Raw genomic sequence first — 14,746 nt, forward strand, 5'->3', positions numbered from 1 at the left:
GCGGTATCCGCTACGCGAGCCGCGCCGCGATATCGGCGAGTCGTTCTTTCGACTGCGGGTGTTTGAGCGAAGGGGCGACCTCCGCGCTGGGAAGCGCCGCGTGGCGCTTGGTGCCGAGATCCGGGTGCGGGACCACGACCTCGTCGTGCTTGTTGCGGATCACCTCTCCCTGGATCAGGAGGATGTCGATGTCGATCGCGACGCGGCGTGGATCGTCGCGAGTGCGGCCGAGTTCCTCTTCGAGTCGGCGCAGCTCCTTGCGGATCTCCTTGAAGGAGTCGGCCGTTCGGACGAGAACGGCGGCGTTCGAATAGACGCTGAGGTTCTCCTCGCTGGCGTCCTCGGGCGGGAGCGCGATCGGCTCACCCGTGTCGTTCGGGCCGCCTTCTGCGGGGCCGATGTAACGGGTCGACTTGACGAGCAGGTCGAACGAGTAGCTGATGCGGTCGATCGCCCGCGCGATCTGCTCCCTGCCGTTCAGGTTGGAACCGAGGCCGAGCACGACGAGCCGTGCGCCGGGCCGCGTATCGCGGCCCTTGGGGTACCGCTCCGGTGTGGGCTGGACCTGGCGGCTCATCGTGGTCGATCGATCAGGACGCCAACGGCATCGGTTCCTGGAACGGCGTCGGGCTTCTCGACGGAGACGCGGACGGCGCGGGCGCCGAAGCGCTCCAGCGCGATGCGCGCGAAGTCCTCGGCCAGCGTCTCGACGAGCAGATGCTGGGCCTGGCCCGCGTGCTCGCGGAAGGCCTTGCAGACGGCGGAGTAGTCGATCGCCTTCTCCAGGTCGTCGCCGGCCGCTGCGCCCCGCGTGTCGGTGCCCAGCCAGACGTCGATCCGAAGTTCCTGGCGCATCTCTCGCTCGTGCGGATGCACGCCGATGAGCGTCCATGCCCGGAGGTTCCGGATCGTGACCAGGTCGAGTCCCGCCAGCGGCGAGCCGCCTGTCGCGACGTGTTGGGGGTCGTTCATGGGGAGAGGGCCGGCGCTGGGCGCCGGCAGGGTCGCGATCATAGCGGTTCGGAGGCGGCGATCGCCGCCCGGGACGTCGGCCTTTTCCCTGCGGTGGAATCGGGGCTCCGCTCCGGCCGGAGTGAGTGTAATTGCTGGCCGCACCAGGGCGCGGAATCGCTAAGCTCCCGGTATGAGCGGTTCGGTGACCATTTCCAGGCGGATCGAGTGGGATATGGCCCACCGTCTAGGCCCCCGATGCACCACGAAGTGCAAGAACCTTCACGGGCACAGGTACGTCGCCATCGCGACGCTGGCGGCCGACACGACCGACGATCTCGGCATGGTGCTGGATTTCGGCGACGCCTTCCGGGTCATGAAGGCCTTCGTGGACGGGTCCCTGGACCACGCCTGCATCGTGGACCGCGGGGACGCCGATCTCCTGGCGTTTCTGATCCAGCAGGGCGACAAGCGCTGTGAGGTTGAGTTTCCTTCCACGGTAGAGAATCTCTGTAGCTGGCTGGCGGCGCGCTTCCAGGAGGGCTTCGACACCCTGCCGGCGGCCGCCGGACGCGGCGTTCAGCTCGTCGAATTGCGCGTCTTCGAGACTCCCAACTGCTACGCGGACTGGAAGGTTCAGCCGGCTTCGTGAACGCCGGTGGCGAGACCGACGCGTACGTCCTCGAGGCCCACGGCGTCGGGAAATCCTTCACCACGTTCGAACGGCAGCCGGGCTTCCTGGGGGTCCTGAAGAACTTCGTGGCTCGGAAGAGCGTCGTCGTCGATGCGCTCTCCGGGATCGATCTCACGGTGCGTCGCGGGGAAACGGTGGGTCTCATCGGCGCGAACGGCGCCGGGAAAACGACGCTGGTGAAGATCTTGACAGGGATCGTCCCGGCGACCACCGGCGCGGCGAGGCTCTTCGGGCGGGATTCCTTCCACCTGCGGAACCAGGAGAAGGCGCGGCTGGCGCTCGTCATGGGGCAGAAGAGTCAGCTCTGGTGGGACCTTCCGCCGATCGACTCCTTCAAGCTTCTGAAGGAGATCTACTCCATAGAGACCGTGGACTTCGACCGTCGCGTCGCCGAGTACACGAAGATGCTGGACGTCGAGGACCGGCTCAAGATCCAGCTGCGCCAGCTCTCGCTCGGCCAGCGGATGAAGATGGAGATCATCGGCGCGTTCCTGCACGACCCCGACGTCGTGTTCCTCGACGAGCCAACCATCGGGCTCGACCTCGTTTCGCGTGAGGTGATCCGGCAGTTCCTCGTGCGACTGGCCGAGGAGCGCGGGGTGACGTTCATGCTGACGAGCCACGACCTCGAGGACATCGAGGAAACCTGCAAGCGCATCGTGGTGCTGGATGGCGGGCGCATGGCGTTCGATGGCGATCTCGCGGCGCTCTCCGCACAGGTGATGGGCAAGCGTGCGATCGAGGTCCATGTCGACCCGCACACGCCGATCGATGAGAGCGCATTGAGTCGCGACATCGCGGCCTTCGGCGCCGTGGTGGCGGGGCGAAGCGTGGCTGCCGTGACGGTGGTCGTGGACGCAGCACGCCTGCCGGAACTCGTGCCCGCGCTCTTCCAGCTGCTCCAGGTCCGTGACCTGTCGGTCGAGCGACAGCCGCTGGAGCTGCTCGTGCGCGAGATCTACCGGCGCAGCGACCGTGAGGGATCGTCGATCGCGGGCTCGCGTCCCGAAGGAGCCTCGGTGTGACCCGGGCGGAGGCGAAGGTCAGTTCTTGGGAGTCCGATGCCAGGACGGATCTCGCGCTGCTCGTCAAGACGGTGGGCTACGAGTTCCGCAAGCGGATTCAGTTCCGCACCGGTTTCTTCGTGCGTGAGGTGCTCAACGGGATGGTGCAGCCGCTGGTGATGCTGTTCGTGTTCGCTGCGATCTACCGGAGCGCTTCCGCATCCGGTGACGCGGCCGACGCCACCCTGGGCAGCTGGCAGTATTCCGAAATCGTTCGCTACGTGGCGGGGCTTCTGATTGTGATGAAGCTCGTGTTCAACGCCCGGGGGCTGGATCTGTCGGCCGAGATCTTCGAGGGGCGGATCACGAAGTACCTCACGATGCCGTTCCGGTACTTCGTGTTGATCCAGGGCCGCTTCGTTCAGTTCACGATCATGCAGGTCGTCGTGGCGACGCTCGTCTGGTGTCTGGCCTACGCGCTGATGGGGGACCGCTGGCTCGTGCCGGTGAGCTGGCTGGCGACGGGGCAGGCGCTCACCCTGGTGCTTCTCGGGAGCTACTGCTGCTTTCTTCTGACCGTGATCTTGAACACGCTGGCGTTCTGGCTGGACGTCGTTTGGAGCCTGCTCGTCATGGCGTGGTTCGTGATCTCCTTCGTGGGCGGCGCGATCATGCCGGTCTCGCAGATGCCGGTGTGGGCGTCGAGCGCGTTCTCCTGGCTCTTCCCGTACTGGATGATCTCGGCTCCGATCGAGATCCTGATGGGGAGGCTCGGGACGGACGCGTTTCTGCGGGGTCTCGCGATCGTCACCGTGCAGCTCGTGCTGCTGGACGCTCTCAGGCGGTTCACCTGGCGGCGCGGTCTCGCGCACTACGTGGGAGCCGGGATGTGATGGGGCAGCAGAGGCCATCGAGTCTGCCGGAGCGACTCCAGTGGGGTCTCCGCGTGATGCGCGCATACGCTCGCATCGGCTGGGTCCGCAAGAGTCAGTTCCGCTGGGAGTTCTTCAATCAGGTGCTGATGGACTCCCTCTTCTACGTGTCGTCCATTGCGACGTTCACGATGCTGTACGCCCTCGGCGACGACAGCGCCTCCGGGGCGGTGTCCCTCGCCGGCTGGTCGTTCGCGGACATGAAGGTGTTCCTCGGCATGACCTTCGTTGCGGACGCGCTGATGATGACCTTCCTGGGGCAACAGTGGCACTTCGGAGGCGATCTGAAGAACGGCGCGCTGGACTCGTTCCGCGTGCGCCCGGGTCCCACGGCGTTCCTCTACTTCTATCAGCGCTTCAGTCCCGAGGGGCTCACGAACCTTCTCATCGCTTCGGGCTGGCTCGTCTACGCGCTCAGTGGAGTGGTCGGCCACCAGGTTTCCGGCTGGCACGTGGCCTGGGCTCTGCCCTGCGCCATCGGACTGATCGCGTTCGCCCAGGTCTTCGTCAGCCTCTTCTACTGCCTGGTGGAACTCTGGCTGATGAACTCAGACCTGGGCCAGCTCTCGTCGCAGCTCTTCACGACGATGGGGGAGCGACCGATCGACGTCTACCCGAGCCCGATGGCGCGGTTCCTGCTGTACGTCGTGCCGGTGGCGGCGGTGTCCTGGTTTCCGTCTTCGCTCGTGCTCGGGAAGCTGAGCGGCGGCTTCGCGCTGGCCTATCCGCTGGTGCTGGTGGTCTTCGCGCTGATCGTGGTGCGGATCTTCCGGATCGGTCTGAGACGCTACGACTCGGCGATGGGGTGAAGCCATTCGGGATCCTGACTGCGGGCAGCGGTCGTACCGGCGGTGGTTCGGCACGAGCTGCTACGGCTGGGTTAGCATGGACGAGCCCCGGCCCTACTACGACTCGATCATGCAAGGACTCAGCCAGCCAGTTCTCCTCCTCTCCCGCTTCGCGGCGCTCGTTGCCGTCGTCTCGCCTGTGGTCGCTGCCCAGGTCCCGGACGCCACGGTGGTGCTCTTCGGCGCAGACCCTTCAGCAGGGCCGAGCACGACCGGGCCAGTGTTCTTGGAGGGATTGTCCACGGGAGCGGACGGCGGCTGGGCGATTTCCGGTCGACTCGACGTGGGGCAGACCTTCAGCCGTTCTGCCCTGTTCGGCGATCTGAGTCCCAACGGCGGCGCGGCGCAGCTTCTTCGGATTCCTGCGGATATTGCTAGCTGGCCTCAGATGCACCTCCTCCAGCCGAGCCCTGCGAGTGGGCGACTGGCCTATATCGAAAGCGTCTACCCTGGGATCGGCGGCTCCCTGGGCGGGGGACGGAGCGTGTGGATCGACGACCAGCTCATGGCGCGGTCCGGAGATCCACTCGGGACGCCAGGGCGGACCTGGAGGGATTTCCGGGACATCGTTCATCTCGCGGACGGAAGCTCTTTCGTTCGCGGTCGATTCTCGGACGCCCAGCAGACTGGAGACTGCGTCGCACGCTACCCCGGTCCGGTCGATCTCCTCGGCAGCGGCGATGTCTTGCCGGGACTCCCCTCACCCGTGACGGAGATCCTGCACCTCGGGGTCAGCCCTGACGGGCGTCACTGGATCGCGCGCGTTCGCTTTGGCCTGAATACCCGCGACGCGATCGTGGTAGACGGCGCTTTGTACGATTTCGGCGGCGGGCTCGGCGCCTATCAGTGGGGCCCGGCTCCCGATTTTTTTACGGGGCCGGGCGGCACCTTCGCCTCTTTCGGTTCGATCGCGATCAACAACGGGGGTGATGCAGCGTTCACCTGCTACGTCTCGGCCTCGGGTGGCGCCAGAGGTTTCATCGTTCGGAACCGGCGTGCGGTGGAAAGCTGGCTCCCGGGCACAGTACTGGAGAGCTTCGAGGCGATGGACGCCCGCGGATTCGTTGCCACGATCAGGGAGCCGGCGGACGTGGAAGTCTCCGTGGAAGCGCTTTCCGCCGCGGCGGCCGGGTCGACGATCGACGTCGACGGCGACGGAACCGCAGACCCCGGCTGGGCGCTCGCTTCAGGTTCTTGGGCCAATGCGCTGGCATTTTCTGCCGACGGTACACGCCTCTACTGGCAAGGCCTCCTCGCGGGACCTTCCGGCGAAGAGCCCTTCGTGGTCGTTCGACTCGATCGGTACGGAGCCGCCCAGCCGATCTGTGCCGGTCAACCGAACAGCACCGGACGACCCGCTCGGATCACGGCGCTCGGTTCGCGCGCGGTGCCAGGCGGGGACCTCACGCTCCGTTGCATCGAACTCCCGGCCGCCAGTGCTGGCATGTTCCTGGTTTCGGCGACGAGCGGTTTTCAGCCCGGTGCCGGGGGAAGCGTCGGCGACCTGTGCCTGTCCGGATCCATCGGACGCTACCAGCAGGTGCCGTTTTTGGCCGGTGCAGACGGCCGCGCGGGACTCGCGATCGACCTCCTCTCCATCCCTCAGCCGAATGGCGCCGTCTCCGCCGCAGCTGGCTCGACGTGGCACTTCCAATCGTGGTACCGCGACTCGTCCATGGGGCAGCCGACGTCGAACTTCAGCGATGCGATCCGAGTGCAGTTGAGGTGAACCCCGGCGAAGGAGGTCTCCGGGTGTCATCCAGTGCCCTGCGGCAAGGGTACGCCGCATTCGTTTCGCGTCTTTAGGTCCGTAGCTGCGTTGCCGAATCTTGGGCGGGACTACTGCTAAGCACTTCGACTCGGACACCTTGCTAAGAAACGAGAGTCGCTGAAACCAATGCGACGTACCTCGGCAGCGCGCCGGGGAGCTCGTCGATTTCGACGCGATCGAGAACTCGAAGGCAGCGGTGCAGGGAAAGGCGCGAGCTAACCGTCCAGGGACGTCACGATTCGTGGTACAGGTCGTAGACCTGAACTGAGGTCACTCCGCGCCGAGTCTCGAATCGAGCGCCAAGAGCGACCTGGAGGCTCGGTCTCTTGCCCCGCGACATTCCCAGAGGCACCCGTATCCCCAGAGGAATCCATGATGAACTTGCACGTCGGCTCGCACCTACTCCCCACCCTACGCATGCGTCCTCTTTGCGTGGCCGCGTTCGCGCTTACGTGCCTTGGCCCCGCACCGGAATCGGTGCCGCCGCCGATGTTCTTGCCTGGGGCGGACCTCCAGATCGAGCGCGTCTACACCTGGAGAGAAACGTCCGCCACGACCTCGGCGGAGATTCTCCTCGACGGTGAGAAGACCCAGGACGTTCCGACCGTCACGAGCGAGTTGAAGAGTGAAGCGAGCCTGAGCGTGGTCGACACCTTCTTTCGCTCCGACGTCAATCGGCCGCTGCATCTGAGGAGGATGTTCGAGGACATCGCCTACGAATCCAGCGGCAACCTGAGGCTCGATATGGGCGCAGGCGTCGCGGAGCTGGCGATCTCCTGCGACGGGGACTCGGAGCTCGATGGGGCGGCCGTGGAGTTCCTCTGGGACGACGACTCCGAGGCCTACGTCAAGAAGTTCGCCGAGGACTACGACGGCGATGATGATCTCCTCGAGGGACTCGATCCCGACGGCGACTTCATCGCCCTCCTGCCGGTGCCCGACAGGGATATCGAGGTGGGTTCGTCCTGGAAGGTCGAGGCTTCGGCGCTTCGTCGGGTGCTGCTGCCGGGCGGGCGACTGCCCATGGAGCGCGAGTCCGACATGGACGCCGTGGACGGCGCCTTCGATCCGCTCGTCATGCCCGGCGTGATGGAGACCCTCGATGGCGACGCCTCGGGTGGGATGAGCGTGCGCCTCGTGTCCGCCGAGGATGGCACCATGACCCTCGAGCTTCTCGTGGAGGTCGAGTTCGTCTCGGATCAGGCGGAGGCGGTGGGCGACATGCTCGGGACCGTCGCACCTGAGGATGTGGACGTGGAATTGGAATCCGCGACCTACACGAGCACGCTGGAAGGCAAGGGCACGCTCGTGTGGGATACGCTGAACCACTTCGCTCGGAGTTTCCGCCTGGATCTCGAGACCGGACTCGACGTTCAGATCGCCGTTCACGTGGAAGGGATGGGCATCGATGCGCCCTTCGAGCTGAAAGAGAAGCGCGAAGGGACCCTCCGACTGGACATGGAGCGCCTGTGAAGAACTCCATCGTGACTTCCAGCGTCCTCGCTCTCGCACGGGTGACTTCGGGCTCTGCCCATGGCGAAACGCACGAAGCGGACGTCGTCGTCTATGGCGGCACGTCTGGCGCCGTCATGGCCGCCGTGACCTCGACTACGCGAAAAGAGCTGCGTCCGCGCCTCCCGTCCTCCCGTGGCCGTGGGGCAGCGCGTGCTGCCCGAGAAGACTCGTTAGCGAGCCGCGAGCAGCTCGGTGTGGATGGACGTCCGGGTTAGCTCGGCCACGACCGCTTCCTCGACGAAGGGGAGGCGGCTCAGGGCGATCGAAGCGCCGCCCTCCACGAGGCTGACGCGCACGTCGATTTGGTCGAGCCAGCCTTCCATCGGGCCGCTCGGCCGCAGCGCTTCCAGGTAGGTGGTGAGCGCGTCCACGAGGAAGTCCGGGTACATGCGCACGAGTTCGACGACCTCGTCGGGGCCCATGGCCTGGGCGGCGGCGCGGCGCCACTCGTCCGGCGTCGAGCCGAGGCCCGCGGCGGCGAGGACGTCCTTCACGGGGACTTGGTCGAGGCCCTCTTCGGCGGCTTCGAGGCACATGCGCTGAAGGCCGTCGTAGCCGTTCTCCCGCGCGGCGATGCGCGAGATCACCAGGAAGGCGAGACCGTAGTAGCCGCGCTTGGCACCCGTGTCGAGCTTCGTCGAGGAGAGGCCCGCGGAGAGACGGAAGACGTCGAGGGGATCGGTGCTGTCGGTGTCGCCCTTGAGCTTGACGCGCGCGGACCAGCCGCGGCGGGCGGGCTTGGATTCCGAGGTGGTCTCGCCGGGAATCAGCCGTGTGACGTCGACGTCGATCTCCAGGCCGCCGGTGGCGAGGCAGGCGCTGGAGAGGCGGCCGGCGCGCAGGCGCGTGGCGCCGTCTTCGACGAGCGCGGCGGAGACGTGGTCGGCGAGGCCTTCCTCGAGAGAGCCCGGCAGCAGGCTCCATGAATCGCCGAGGACGGCGTGGGTCAGCTCGTGGGCGAGCGTGCGCTCGACGTGATCGGCGTGGCGCGAGAGCATGATCCGACGATGGGTCGGGGACCAGAGTCCCTCGGCATCAGCGGTGGCGTCGGTGGCATAGCGGTAGAGGGTAGGACGCTCCTGGACCCAGACCTCCAGGTCCTCGAAGGAGCTATCGGGAAGCAGCTCCAGAAGGCGCGGCTTGAGCATCTGGAGCAGGCCTTCCACGCGCTCGGCTTCCACGGCGTCAGCGGCGCGGACGCGCCCACCGTCGAACGCCAGCACCTCGGAGGGCGGCGTCGCCATGCAGGAGAAAAAAAGAACGCCTGCGACCCCGGCGAGGGGGGCGAGGCGAAGGGCGGATCGGCGGTGGTTGCTGGCTTGGCTCACACAAAACCGTACCCCGCTTTAGGGGCTGGCGAGAACTTTGCGTCCGCCAGCCCACTTTGGGTCATTTCGATCCCGCGCGCAGGATGTCGTGCTCCTGCTTGGCTTCGAAGGGAGGCAGCGCCGCGGGGGCGAGACTCGCTTCTGCGTCGCGGCTCAGGTCGAGATTCGAGGCTTCTTTCGAGCCGTCCAGATCGCTGGAGTTGGCGCCGAGGCCCGCGCTGGTACGGCAAGCGCAGCCGTGGGGGTAGCCGACGATCTCCAGGCTCCAGGCAGAGCTGGTGTTGTAGGCCTCGATGATGAACTGGAACGGGCGGCCGGCTTCGTGGATGACGAGGGTGCCCGCCTCGTAGCGGCCGTCGGAGGCGTAGGTGCCCACGATCTGGTTGGCGATCGGGTCGTAGATCGAGACATCGACGTCACCGTAGGCTCCGAACGCTTCCAGGGTGAAGTCGACCTCCATGGGCTGGTCTGCGATGAACTCGATGTGGTCCACGATGTCATACCCGAAGGCCTCGACGTGACCTTCCACCACGAGGAAGCTGAGCTCGTCGACGTACCCGACGAAGTCCGGGAAGTCCGGGGTGTCGTTCGGCTCCAGCTCGGTGAAGTAGACGGGCTGGGGCGCGGGCGGTCCGTGGTGGTGCCGGGCGGGCTCGCAGCCGGTCAGCAGCGAGGCGGCGAGAACAGCGGCCAGGACGGCGGCGCTGCGCTTGAGGGCCGAGGGCAGGGCGGAAAGGCTGAACGGGCGAAACTGGATGTGCTTCATGGCGTGGTCTCCGAGGGGAACGCCAGGGGAAGGCAAAGGGTGTGCCAGCCGCTCTGGGGGACGGCCTGACGCCTCGTACCAGGCCTGGAGGGTCGAAATGGGCCAACTTGACGCACTTTTAAGGCCGCACGGCCGGTGTCCACTCCAGGGGAAGGTCACCGGACGTAGGACAGGAGGTGCCCACGGACGTGGTCACCTTCGCGATCTCTCCGAGGGGGGGCGATGGAAGGCCGTGTGCCCCTTTTGCCCTTCTGGGCCGGGTCCCGACGGCCCCGCGCTGGCATCATGCGCGCGATATGTCCACGAGCCGTCATCAGAGTCAAACGAGCCCCGCCCTGGAGACTTCCCCCGAAGCGGAGTCCGCTGCTGACGCAGCGGCCGCCGGAGCCGGTCAGAAGCTGCACGTCGTCACCTTCGGGTGCCAGATGAACAAGTACGACTCGGAGCTCGTGGAAGGCCGCTTCAAGCGCCGTGGCTACGAGACCGTGGCGGATATGGGGGACGCCGACATCGTTCTGTTCAATACCTGCTCGGTCCGAGACCACGCCGAGGAGCGGACCTGGTCCTGGGTCGGCGAGCTCCGGAAGGTGAAGGCCGAGCGGCCAGACCTCGTCGTCGGAGTCATGGGCTGCATGGCCCAGCGGGTCGAGAAGGAGATCTTCCGGCGCGCGGGTCACGTCGATCTCGTCGCGGGCACGCGCCAGTTCCACCTCTTGCCGAAGATGGTCGAGGAGCTCCGCGCTCGACGTCTGGCCCCCGACAAGTTCACCGCCCGCGAACGTCGCCTGCTGGCGACCGACATGGCCGAGGACGTGGTCGTCGATCGAGCCGGCGAGGAGTACACGGGCGGCCAGCACGCGTACCTCGCGGTGATGCGCGGCTGCGATCTCAACTGCACCTACTGCATCGTGCCGACCACGCGCGGGCGCGTCCGGTCGCGTCCGATCGACGAACTCGTGCGTGAGGCCGCGTGGTACGCGAGCCAGGGCGTCAAGGTGCTGACGCTCCTCGGCCAGACGATCAACAGCTACGGTGAGGACTTCGAGAAGCCCGGAACTGCGGAGCCCATGGGCCGCGGTCGCCAGGGCCGCGTGAGCCTCGCCGATCTCCTGGAGCGGCTTCAGGACGTCGACGGACTCAAGCGCATCCGCCTCATCACGCTGCACCCGAGCTACGTCAATCAGTCCTTCGCCGAGGCGATCCGCGATTACGACAAGGTCGAGAAGTTCCTGCCGCTTCCGGCCCAGGCGGGCAGCGACGACGTGCTGAAGCGCATGAAGCGCGGCTACACGCTGGACCTCTATCGCCGGCGCGCGGACATCCTGCGGGAGACCGTTCCGAACATGGAGCTGGGCAGCGACTGGATCGTCGGCTTTTCGGGCGAGACGGACGCCGACTTCAACGGTTCCGAGGCCTTCCTCGAGGAGCAGGGCTTCGTCGTCAACTACGTCTTCAAGTACGACCCGCGCCCGAACACGCGCGCGGACGAGCGCATGGAGGACGATATCCCCGAAGCGGTCAAGAAGGAACGGAACCAGCGGCTCCTGCGCATGGCCGAGAAGACCCAGCGCAAGCGCTTCGAGGTCTACCGCGGACAGACGGTGCCGGTGTTCGTCGAGTCGCTCTCCGAGCGCGACGAGAAGACGCTGCTTGGCCGTACGCCGTGGGGGATGCCCGTTTCGTTTACCGGAGCGGCGGACCTCGTCGGCCAGGACGTGGACGTCACGATCGACGAGACGACGGCCTACGGCATGGCCGGTCGTGTGCCGAAGCCCGAGTGATCTGACCGGTCCGCGGAGGGACCTACTCGGTCCGCGTCACGAAGAGGCGCTTGTCCGACATGTAGCGTCCGAAGTGAACGCGATGCTCGGCGACGAGCCGCAGTCCAGCCGCTTCGATCTCGCTCCGGATGGCCTTCGGCGAGGGATTCGAGGGTGCGCTCTTGCGGAGCCCCAGCCGATGTCGGAGGTGGCGGCCCCAGATGCGGAACGTGTGTCCGTGGCGATAGTCGACGATCACCCCGACGCGTGCCACGCGGGCAAACTCCCGAAGGAACGCCCGGCGCATTTCCGAATCGCGAACGAGGTGCATGAAGCGGATGCAGACCACCACGTCGAACGAGTCGTCGGGAAAGGGCAGATGCAGTCCGTCCACCGCGCAGTACTGGCCGGACGGGTGCTTCTCCTGCGCCTCGAGGAGCATCGCCACCGCGAGGTCGGCGCCGAGAACCTGCCCCTCGACGAGTTCGTGGAAGAGATCGGTGAACCGGCCGGTTCCCGTGGGGACATCGAGGAGGCTCCTCGGCTCAGTCCTCAGACCTTCGGGCCGATCTCGGGACCAGTCTGCGACCAAAGAAGCCCACGCCAGGCGGATGGCAGCGGCCTTGCGCCGATCCCGCTTCTGGCCGCGCGTACCGCTCCAGCGCCGGTCATAGTCTCCCGCGTAGCCGGGGTCCCGATACACCTCGAGCTTGGTGGGCCTCGGTGAGGAGTCTGGCTGTCCTGTGGACCGTGCCATCGGCAGCGGTGAGGTCTTCTGGGCGTCGGTTTCGAGGTTCACTCGAAGATGATGCGCAGTCCTTCGGTGAAGTTCGAGGTTGGAATCCCAAGGATCGCGTCGCGGTGCCAGAGCTGGAAGTACCAGGTCTCGCCCGGCTGCGCCGAGACGATGGAGGTCGGCTGCGGGAGGGCGGTCACATCGACCCCGATGGACAGCGTGCCGTCGGGGCCGACGGCTCCGGCCTGTCCGAGGTAGCGCCCGATCGGCGGGAGCAGACAGAGGTTTCCGAAGCTGCCTCCCGGGTTCTGGATGAACCCGGGGGTTTGCGACACGATGAAGTAGCCGAGCGATCCGAGCGGGAGCCTGGAGCCGGTCAGCGTGAGGTCGTTGGACGAGATGGCGGCGCTGCCGGTCGCATCCAGGCGACCGAAATCACCGGTCGAGTTGTTCACGCCGGGAGAGCAGATGTTCGAGCCCACCAAGGGGGGCCCATAGCCGAAGTGCTGCCCGGCGACCGCCTCGTCGCAAGCAAGGGTGATCGCTGCGGTGTGAGCGGACGCGGTGCCGTCGGGGTCGGTCGTCGGTCCGACGCCCGCGGGAAGCGTGCCCGTGACGACTCGCACCTCGTAGTCGCCGCGGATGGCGCCGGTCAGGGTGTAGTCTCCGTTCCCGTTCGTCACGTCGCTCGCGACCACCTCGTCGAGGAGGGTGTCCACGAGTTCGACCGTCACGCCGCTCAGCGCCGGCTCGCCGGTCGACTGCCCGTCGCCGTTCTGGTCGTTCCAGAGACGGCCCGACACGCTGCCGGTTCGACGGGTGAAGCGCCAGAGGTCCGTGCGGAAGGTGATGTCGGGGCTGCCCGCGCTGACGAGAGAGACCACCACGTTGATCAAGCGACCGTTCCCGCCTGCGAGGGTCGAGACCGGGTCGAGGACGCCGTTGCCGCCGGTGAGGAAGGTGTTGTCGTCCACGAAGCTCGACAGCGGAATCATCACGCGCTGCCAGCCGGCTCCGCTCGTCGCGCCCGGACCCTGGGACGAACCCTGCGGGCTGACCTCCAGCTCGAACTGGAATTCGTCGTCCGCGCCGTCGGGGCTCGGCGGAATCGTGTCGTCCCCGTTGTCGTCGTCCTGGAGATTGATCTCCATGGTGTAGCTCTGGCCCGGGTCAGGGTTGATCCAGAACTCCAGGTGCGTGGCGCCCTCGAGGCTCAGCTTCCTCGTGCGCCCGAAGCCGCCGAGGAAGCCGGACGAGCCGGTCCCGGTCCAGTTCACCGCCAGGGACGCCGCGCCGCCGCCCGCTGGCGGAAGGTCCGTGTAGCTGGCGCTGATGTCTCCGAAGCCGCCGCCGTTGAAGGTGAAGTAATCGGAGGCGGCGGGGTTGCCGTGTTCCATGTCATCGACGAGGGCGACGCAGTCGGCAGGGTCGTGATCTTGAAGCTGATAGACGCGAACGTAGTCGATCTCGTAGGTCGCCGGGAAGGGCGTGGAACCGTTGGGGGAGCCAGGGAGATTGCCTCCCACGGCCAGGTTGAGCAGCATGTGAAAGCGCTCGTTGAACGGCGCCGGGTACGCTGCGCCCGACGACCACCACGAGGTCTTCGTCGAGTAGAGGATGCCATCGACGTACCAGCGGATCACGTTTGGCTCCCACTCGATCGCGAAGGTGTGGAACGAGTTCGTGAAGTCGCCGGTCGGGAGCGTGTAGCTGCCGCCCGAGAACTGATTGCCCGGTGACGCTGCTCCGTAGTGGATGGTGCCGAGTACGCGGCGAGTGTCTTGCCCGACGGCTTCCATCACGTCGATCTCGCCGCTGGCGGCCCAGGTCCCGTAGAGGCTATCGGTCGGGAGCAGCCAGAACGCGGGCCAGAGACCCTGACCTGCGGGAAGCTTCGCGCGCATCTCGAAGCGGCCGTAGGTGAAGTCCGCGAGGTTCCTGGAGCGCAGGCGCGCCGACGTGTACTGGGCGCCGCCGAAGTTCTGGCGCCGCGCCGTGATCTTCAGCGTGCCGCCGCTGACGGTCGCGTTCTCCGCGCGGTAGTACTGAAGCTCGTTGTTGCCCCAGCCGCAGAGATTGGGGCAGCCGGTGCCGATCATCGGCGACCACTTCGTCGGATCCAGCGCGGTTCCGTCGAACAGGTCCTCCCAGACGAGCTGGTACTGAAGCCCCTGTGCCGGAGCCAGGCTCGGAGCCAGGCTCGGAGCCAGGCTCGGTGCCAGGATCGGTGCCGCTACTGGAGCCAGGGCCGAAGCCGCCACCGGCGCAGCCGCTGCGGCGCTGGCGAGTAGAATGGAGCCCGAGAGAAACGTCGCGGCGGTGACGGCGTGTAGGTGGGGAAGCTGGCGCATACCCAGAGGATAGCAGGGCTCGACTGAATGGGCCCGCTCCACGGCCCTCCGGATTGACCGCGAACGGCGTCAAAGCCTGCGACGATCGAG

The 14,746-nt window shown here is 66.6% G+C and carries 13 protein-coding genes; 7 read left to right on the plus strand and 6 right to left on the minus strand.

Going from position 1 to position 14,746, the window contains the following annotated elements:
* Positions 1 to 10 precede the first annotated feature (10 nt).
* Positions 11 to 577: a 2-amino-4-hydroxy-6-hydroxymethyldihydropteridine diphosphokinase gene (locus tag Poly30_RS12220; RefSeq protein WP_145197653.1), complete on the minus strand. Its 567-nt coding sequence runs from the start codon at positions 575 to 577 to the stop codon at positions 11 to 13.
* The gene (gene folB, locus Poly30_RS12225; protein ID WP_419191291.1) at positions 574 to 972 is read right to left on the minus strand and encodes a dihydroneopterin aldolase; all 399 of its coding nucleotides are present in this window, start codon (positions 970 to 972) and stop codon (positions 574 to 576) included. The genes Poly30_RS12220 and folB overlap by 4 nt, the downstream gene beginning before the upstream one ends.
* A 172-nt stretch (positions 973 to 1,144) precedes the next feature.
* Between folB and Poly30_RS12230 the strand changes: the two genes are divergently transcribed.
* The 6 genes from Poly30_RS12230 to Poly30_RS12255 all read left to right on the plus strand — a co-directional run bounded on the left by Poly30_RS12230 (position 1,145) and on the right by Poly30_RS12255 (position 7,673).
* The gene (locus Poly30_RS12230) at positions 1,145 to 1,603 is read left to right on the plus strand and encodes a 6-pyruvoyl trahydropterin synthase family protein (RefSeq protein ID WP_145197657.1); all 459 of its coding nucleotides are present in this window, start codon (positions 1,145 to 1,147) and stop codon (positions 1,601 to 1,603) included.
* Positions 1,600 to 2,670, plus strand: a complete 1,071-nt coding sequence (locus Poly30_RS12235) for an ABC transporter ATP-binding protein (RefSeq protein WP_145197659.1) — start codon at positions 1,600 to 1,602, stop codon at positions 2,668 to 2,670. Before Poly30_RS12230 ends, Poly30_RS12235 begins: the two co-directional genes overlap by 4 nt.
* Complete coding sequence (locus Poly30_RS12240; protein ID WP_145197661.1) at positions 2,667 to 3,542, plus strand: hypothetical protein; 876 nt, start codon at positions 2,667 to 2,669, stop codon at positions 3,540 to 3,542. Before Poly30_RS12235 ends, Poly30_RS12240 begins: the two co-directional genes overlap by 4 nt.
* Positions 3,543 to 3,598: 56 nt before the next feature.
* Positions 3,599 to 4,390, plus strand: a complete 792-nt coding sequence (locus Poly30_RS12245) for an ABC-2 family transporter protein (protein ID WP_419191292.1) — start codon at positions 3,599 to 3,601, stop codon at positions 4,388 to 4,390.
* Between the two features lie 76 nt (positions 4,391 to 4,466).
* Positions 4,467 to 6,158, plus strand: coding sequence for a hypothetical protein (locus Poly30_RS12250; protein ID WP_145197665.1), 1,692 nt, complete (start codon positions 4,467 to 4,469; stop codon positions 6,156 to 6,158).
* 459 nt (positions 6,159 to 6,617) lie between these two features.
* On the plus strand, positions 6,618 to 7,673 hold the full coding sequence (locus tag Poly30_RS12255) for a hypothetical protein (RefSeq protein WP_145197667.1): 1,056 nt from the start codon (positions 6,618 to 6,620) through the stop codon (positions 7,671 to 7,673).
* Positions 7,674 to 7,885: 212 nt separating this feature from the next.
* Here Poly30_RS12255 and Poly30_RS12260 read toward each other — a convergent pair whose 3' ends face one another.
* On the minus strand, positions 7,886 to 9,043 hold the full coding sequence (locus Poly30_RS12260) for a hypothetical protein (protein WP_419191293.1): 1,158 nt from the start codon (positions 9,041 to 9,043) through the stop codon (positions 7,886 to 7,888).
* A gap of 61 nt (positions 9,044 to 9,104) precedes the next feature.
* A complete protein-coding gene (locus Poly30_RS12265) occupies positions 9,105 to 9,809 on the minus strand; it encodes a hypothetical protein (protein WP_145197671.1) in 705 nt (234 codons plus the stop codon).
* Between the two features lie 296 nt (positions 9,810 to 10,105).
* Here Poly30_RS12265 and miaB point away from each other — a divergent pair, with 296 nt between their 5' ends.
* A complete protein-coding gene (miaB, locus tag Poly30_RS12270) occupies positions 10,106 to 11,590 on the plus strand; it encodes a tRNA (N6-isopentenyl adenosine(37)-C2)-methylthiotransferase MiaB (protein WP_145197673.1) in 1,485 nt (494 codons plus the stop codon).
* Between the two features lie 22 nt (positions 11,591 to 11,612).
* On the opposite strand, the gene Poly30_RS12275 is transcribed toward miaB, so the two are convergent.
* Positions 11,613 to 12,368, minus strand: coding sequence for a class I SAM-dependent methyltransferase (locus tag Poly30_RS12275; RefSeq protein WP_145197675.1), 756 nt, complete (start codon positions 12,366 to 12,368; stop codon positions 11,613 to 11,615).
* Positions 12,365 to 14,656 carry a family 16 glycosylhydrolase gene (locus tag Poly30_RS12280; RefSeq protein WP_145197677.1) on the minus strand — a complete coding sequence of 764 codons (2,292 nt, stop codon included), beginning with the start codon at positions 14,654 to 14,656 and terminating at the stop codon, positions 12,365 to 12,367. The genes Poly30_RS12275 and Poly30_RS12280 overlap by 4 nt, the downstream gene beginning before the upstream one ends.
* Between the last annotated feature and the right edge of the window lie 90 nt (positions 14,657 to 14,746).

Origin of the sequence: Saltatorellus ferox, from assembly GCA_007751475.1 — a bacterium.
In the GTDB taxonomy this organism is placed as follows: Bacteria; Planctomycetota; UBA1135; order UBA1135.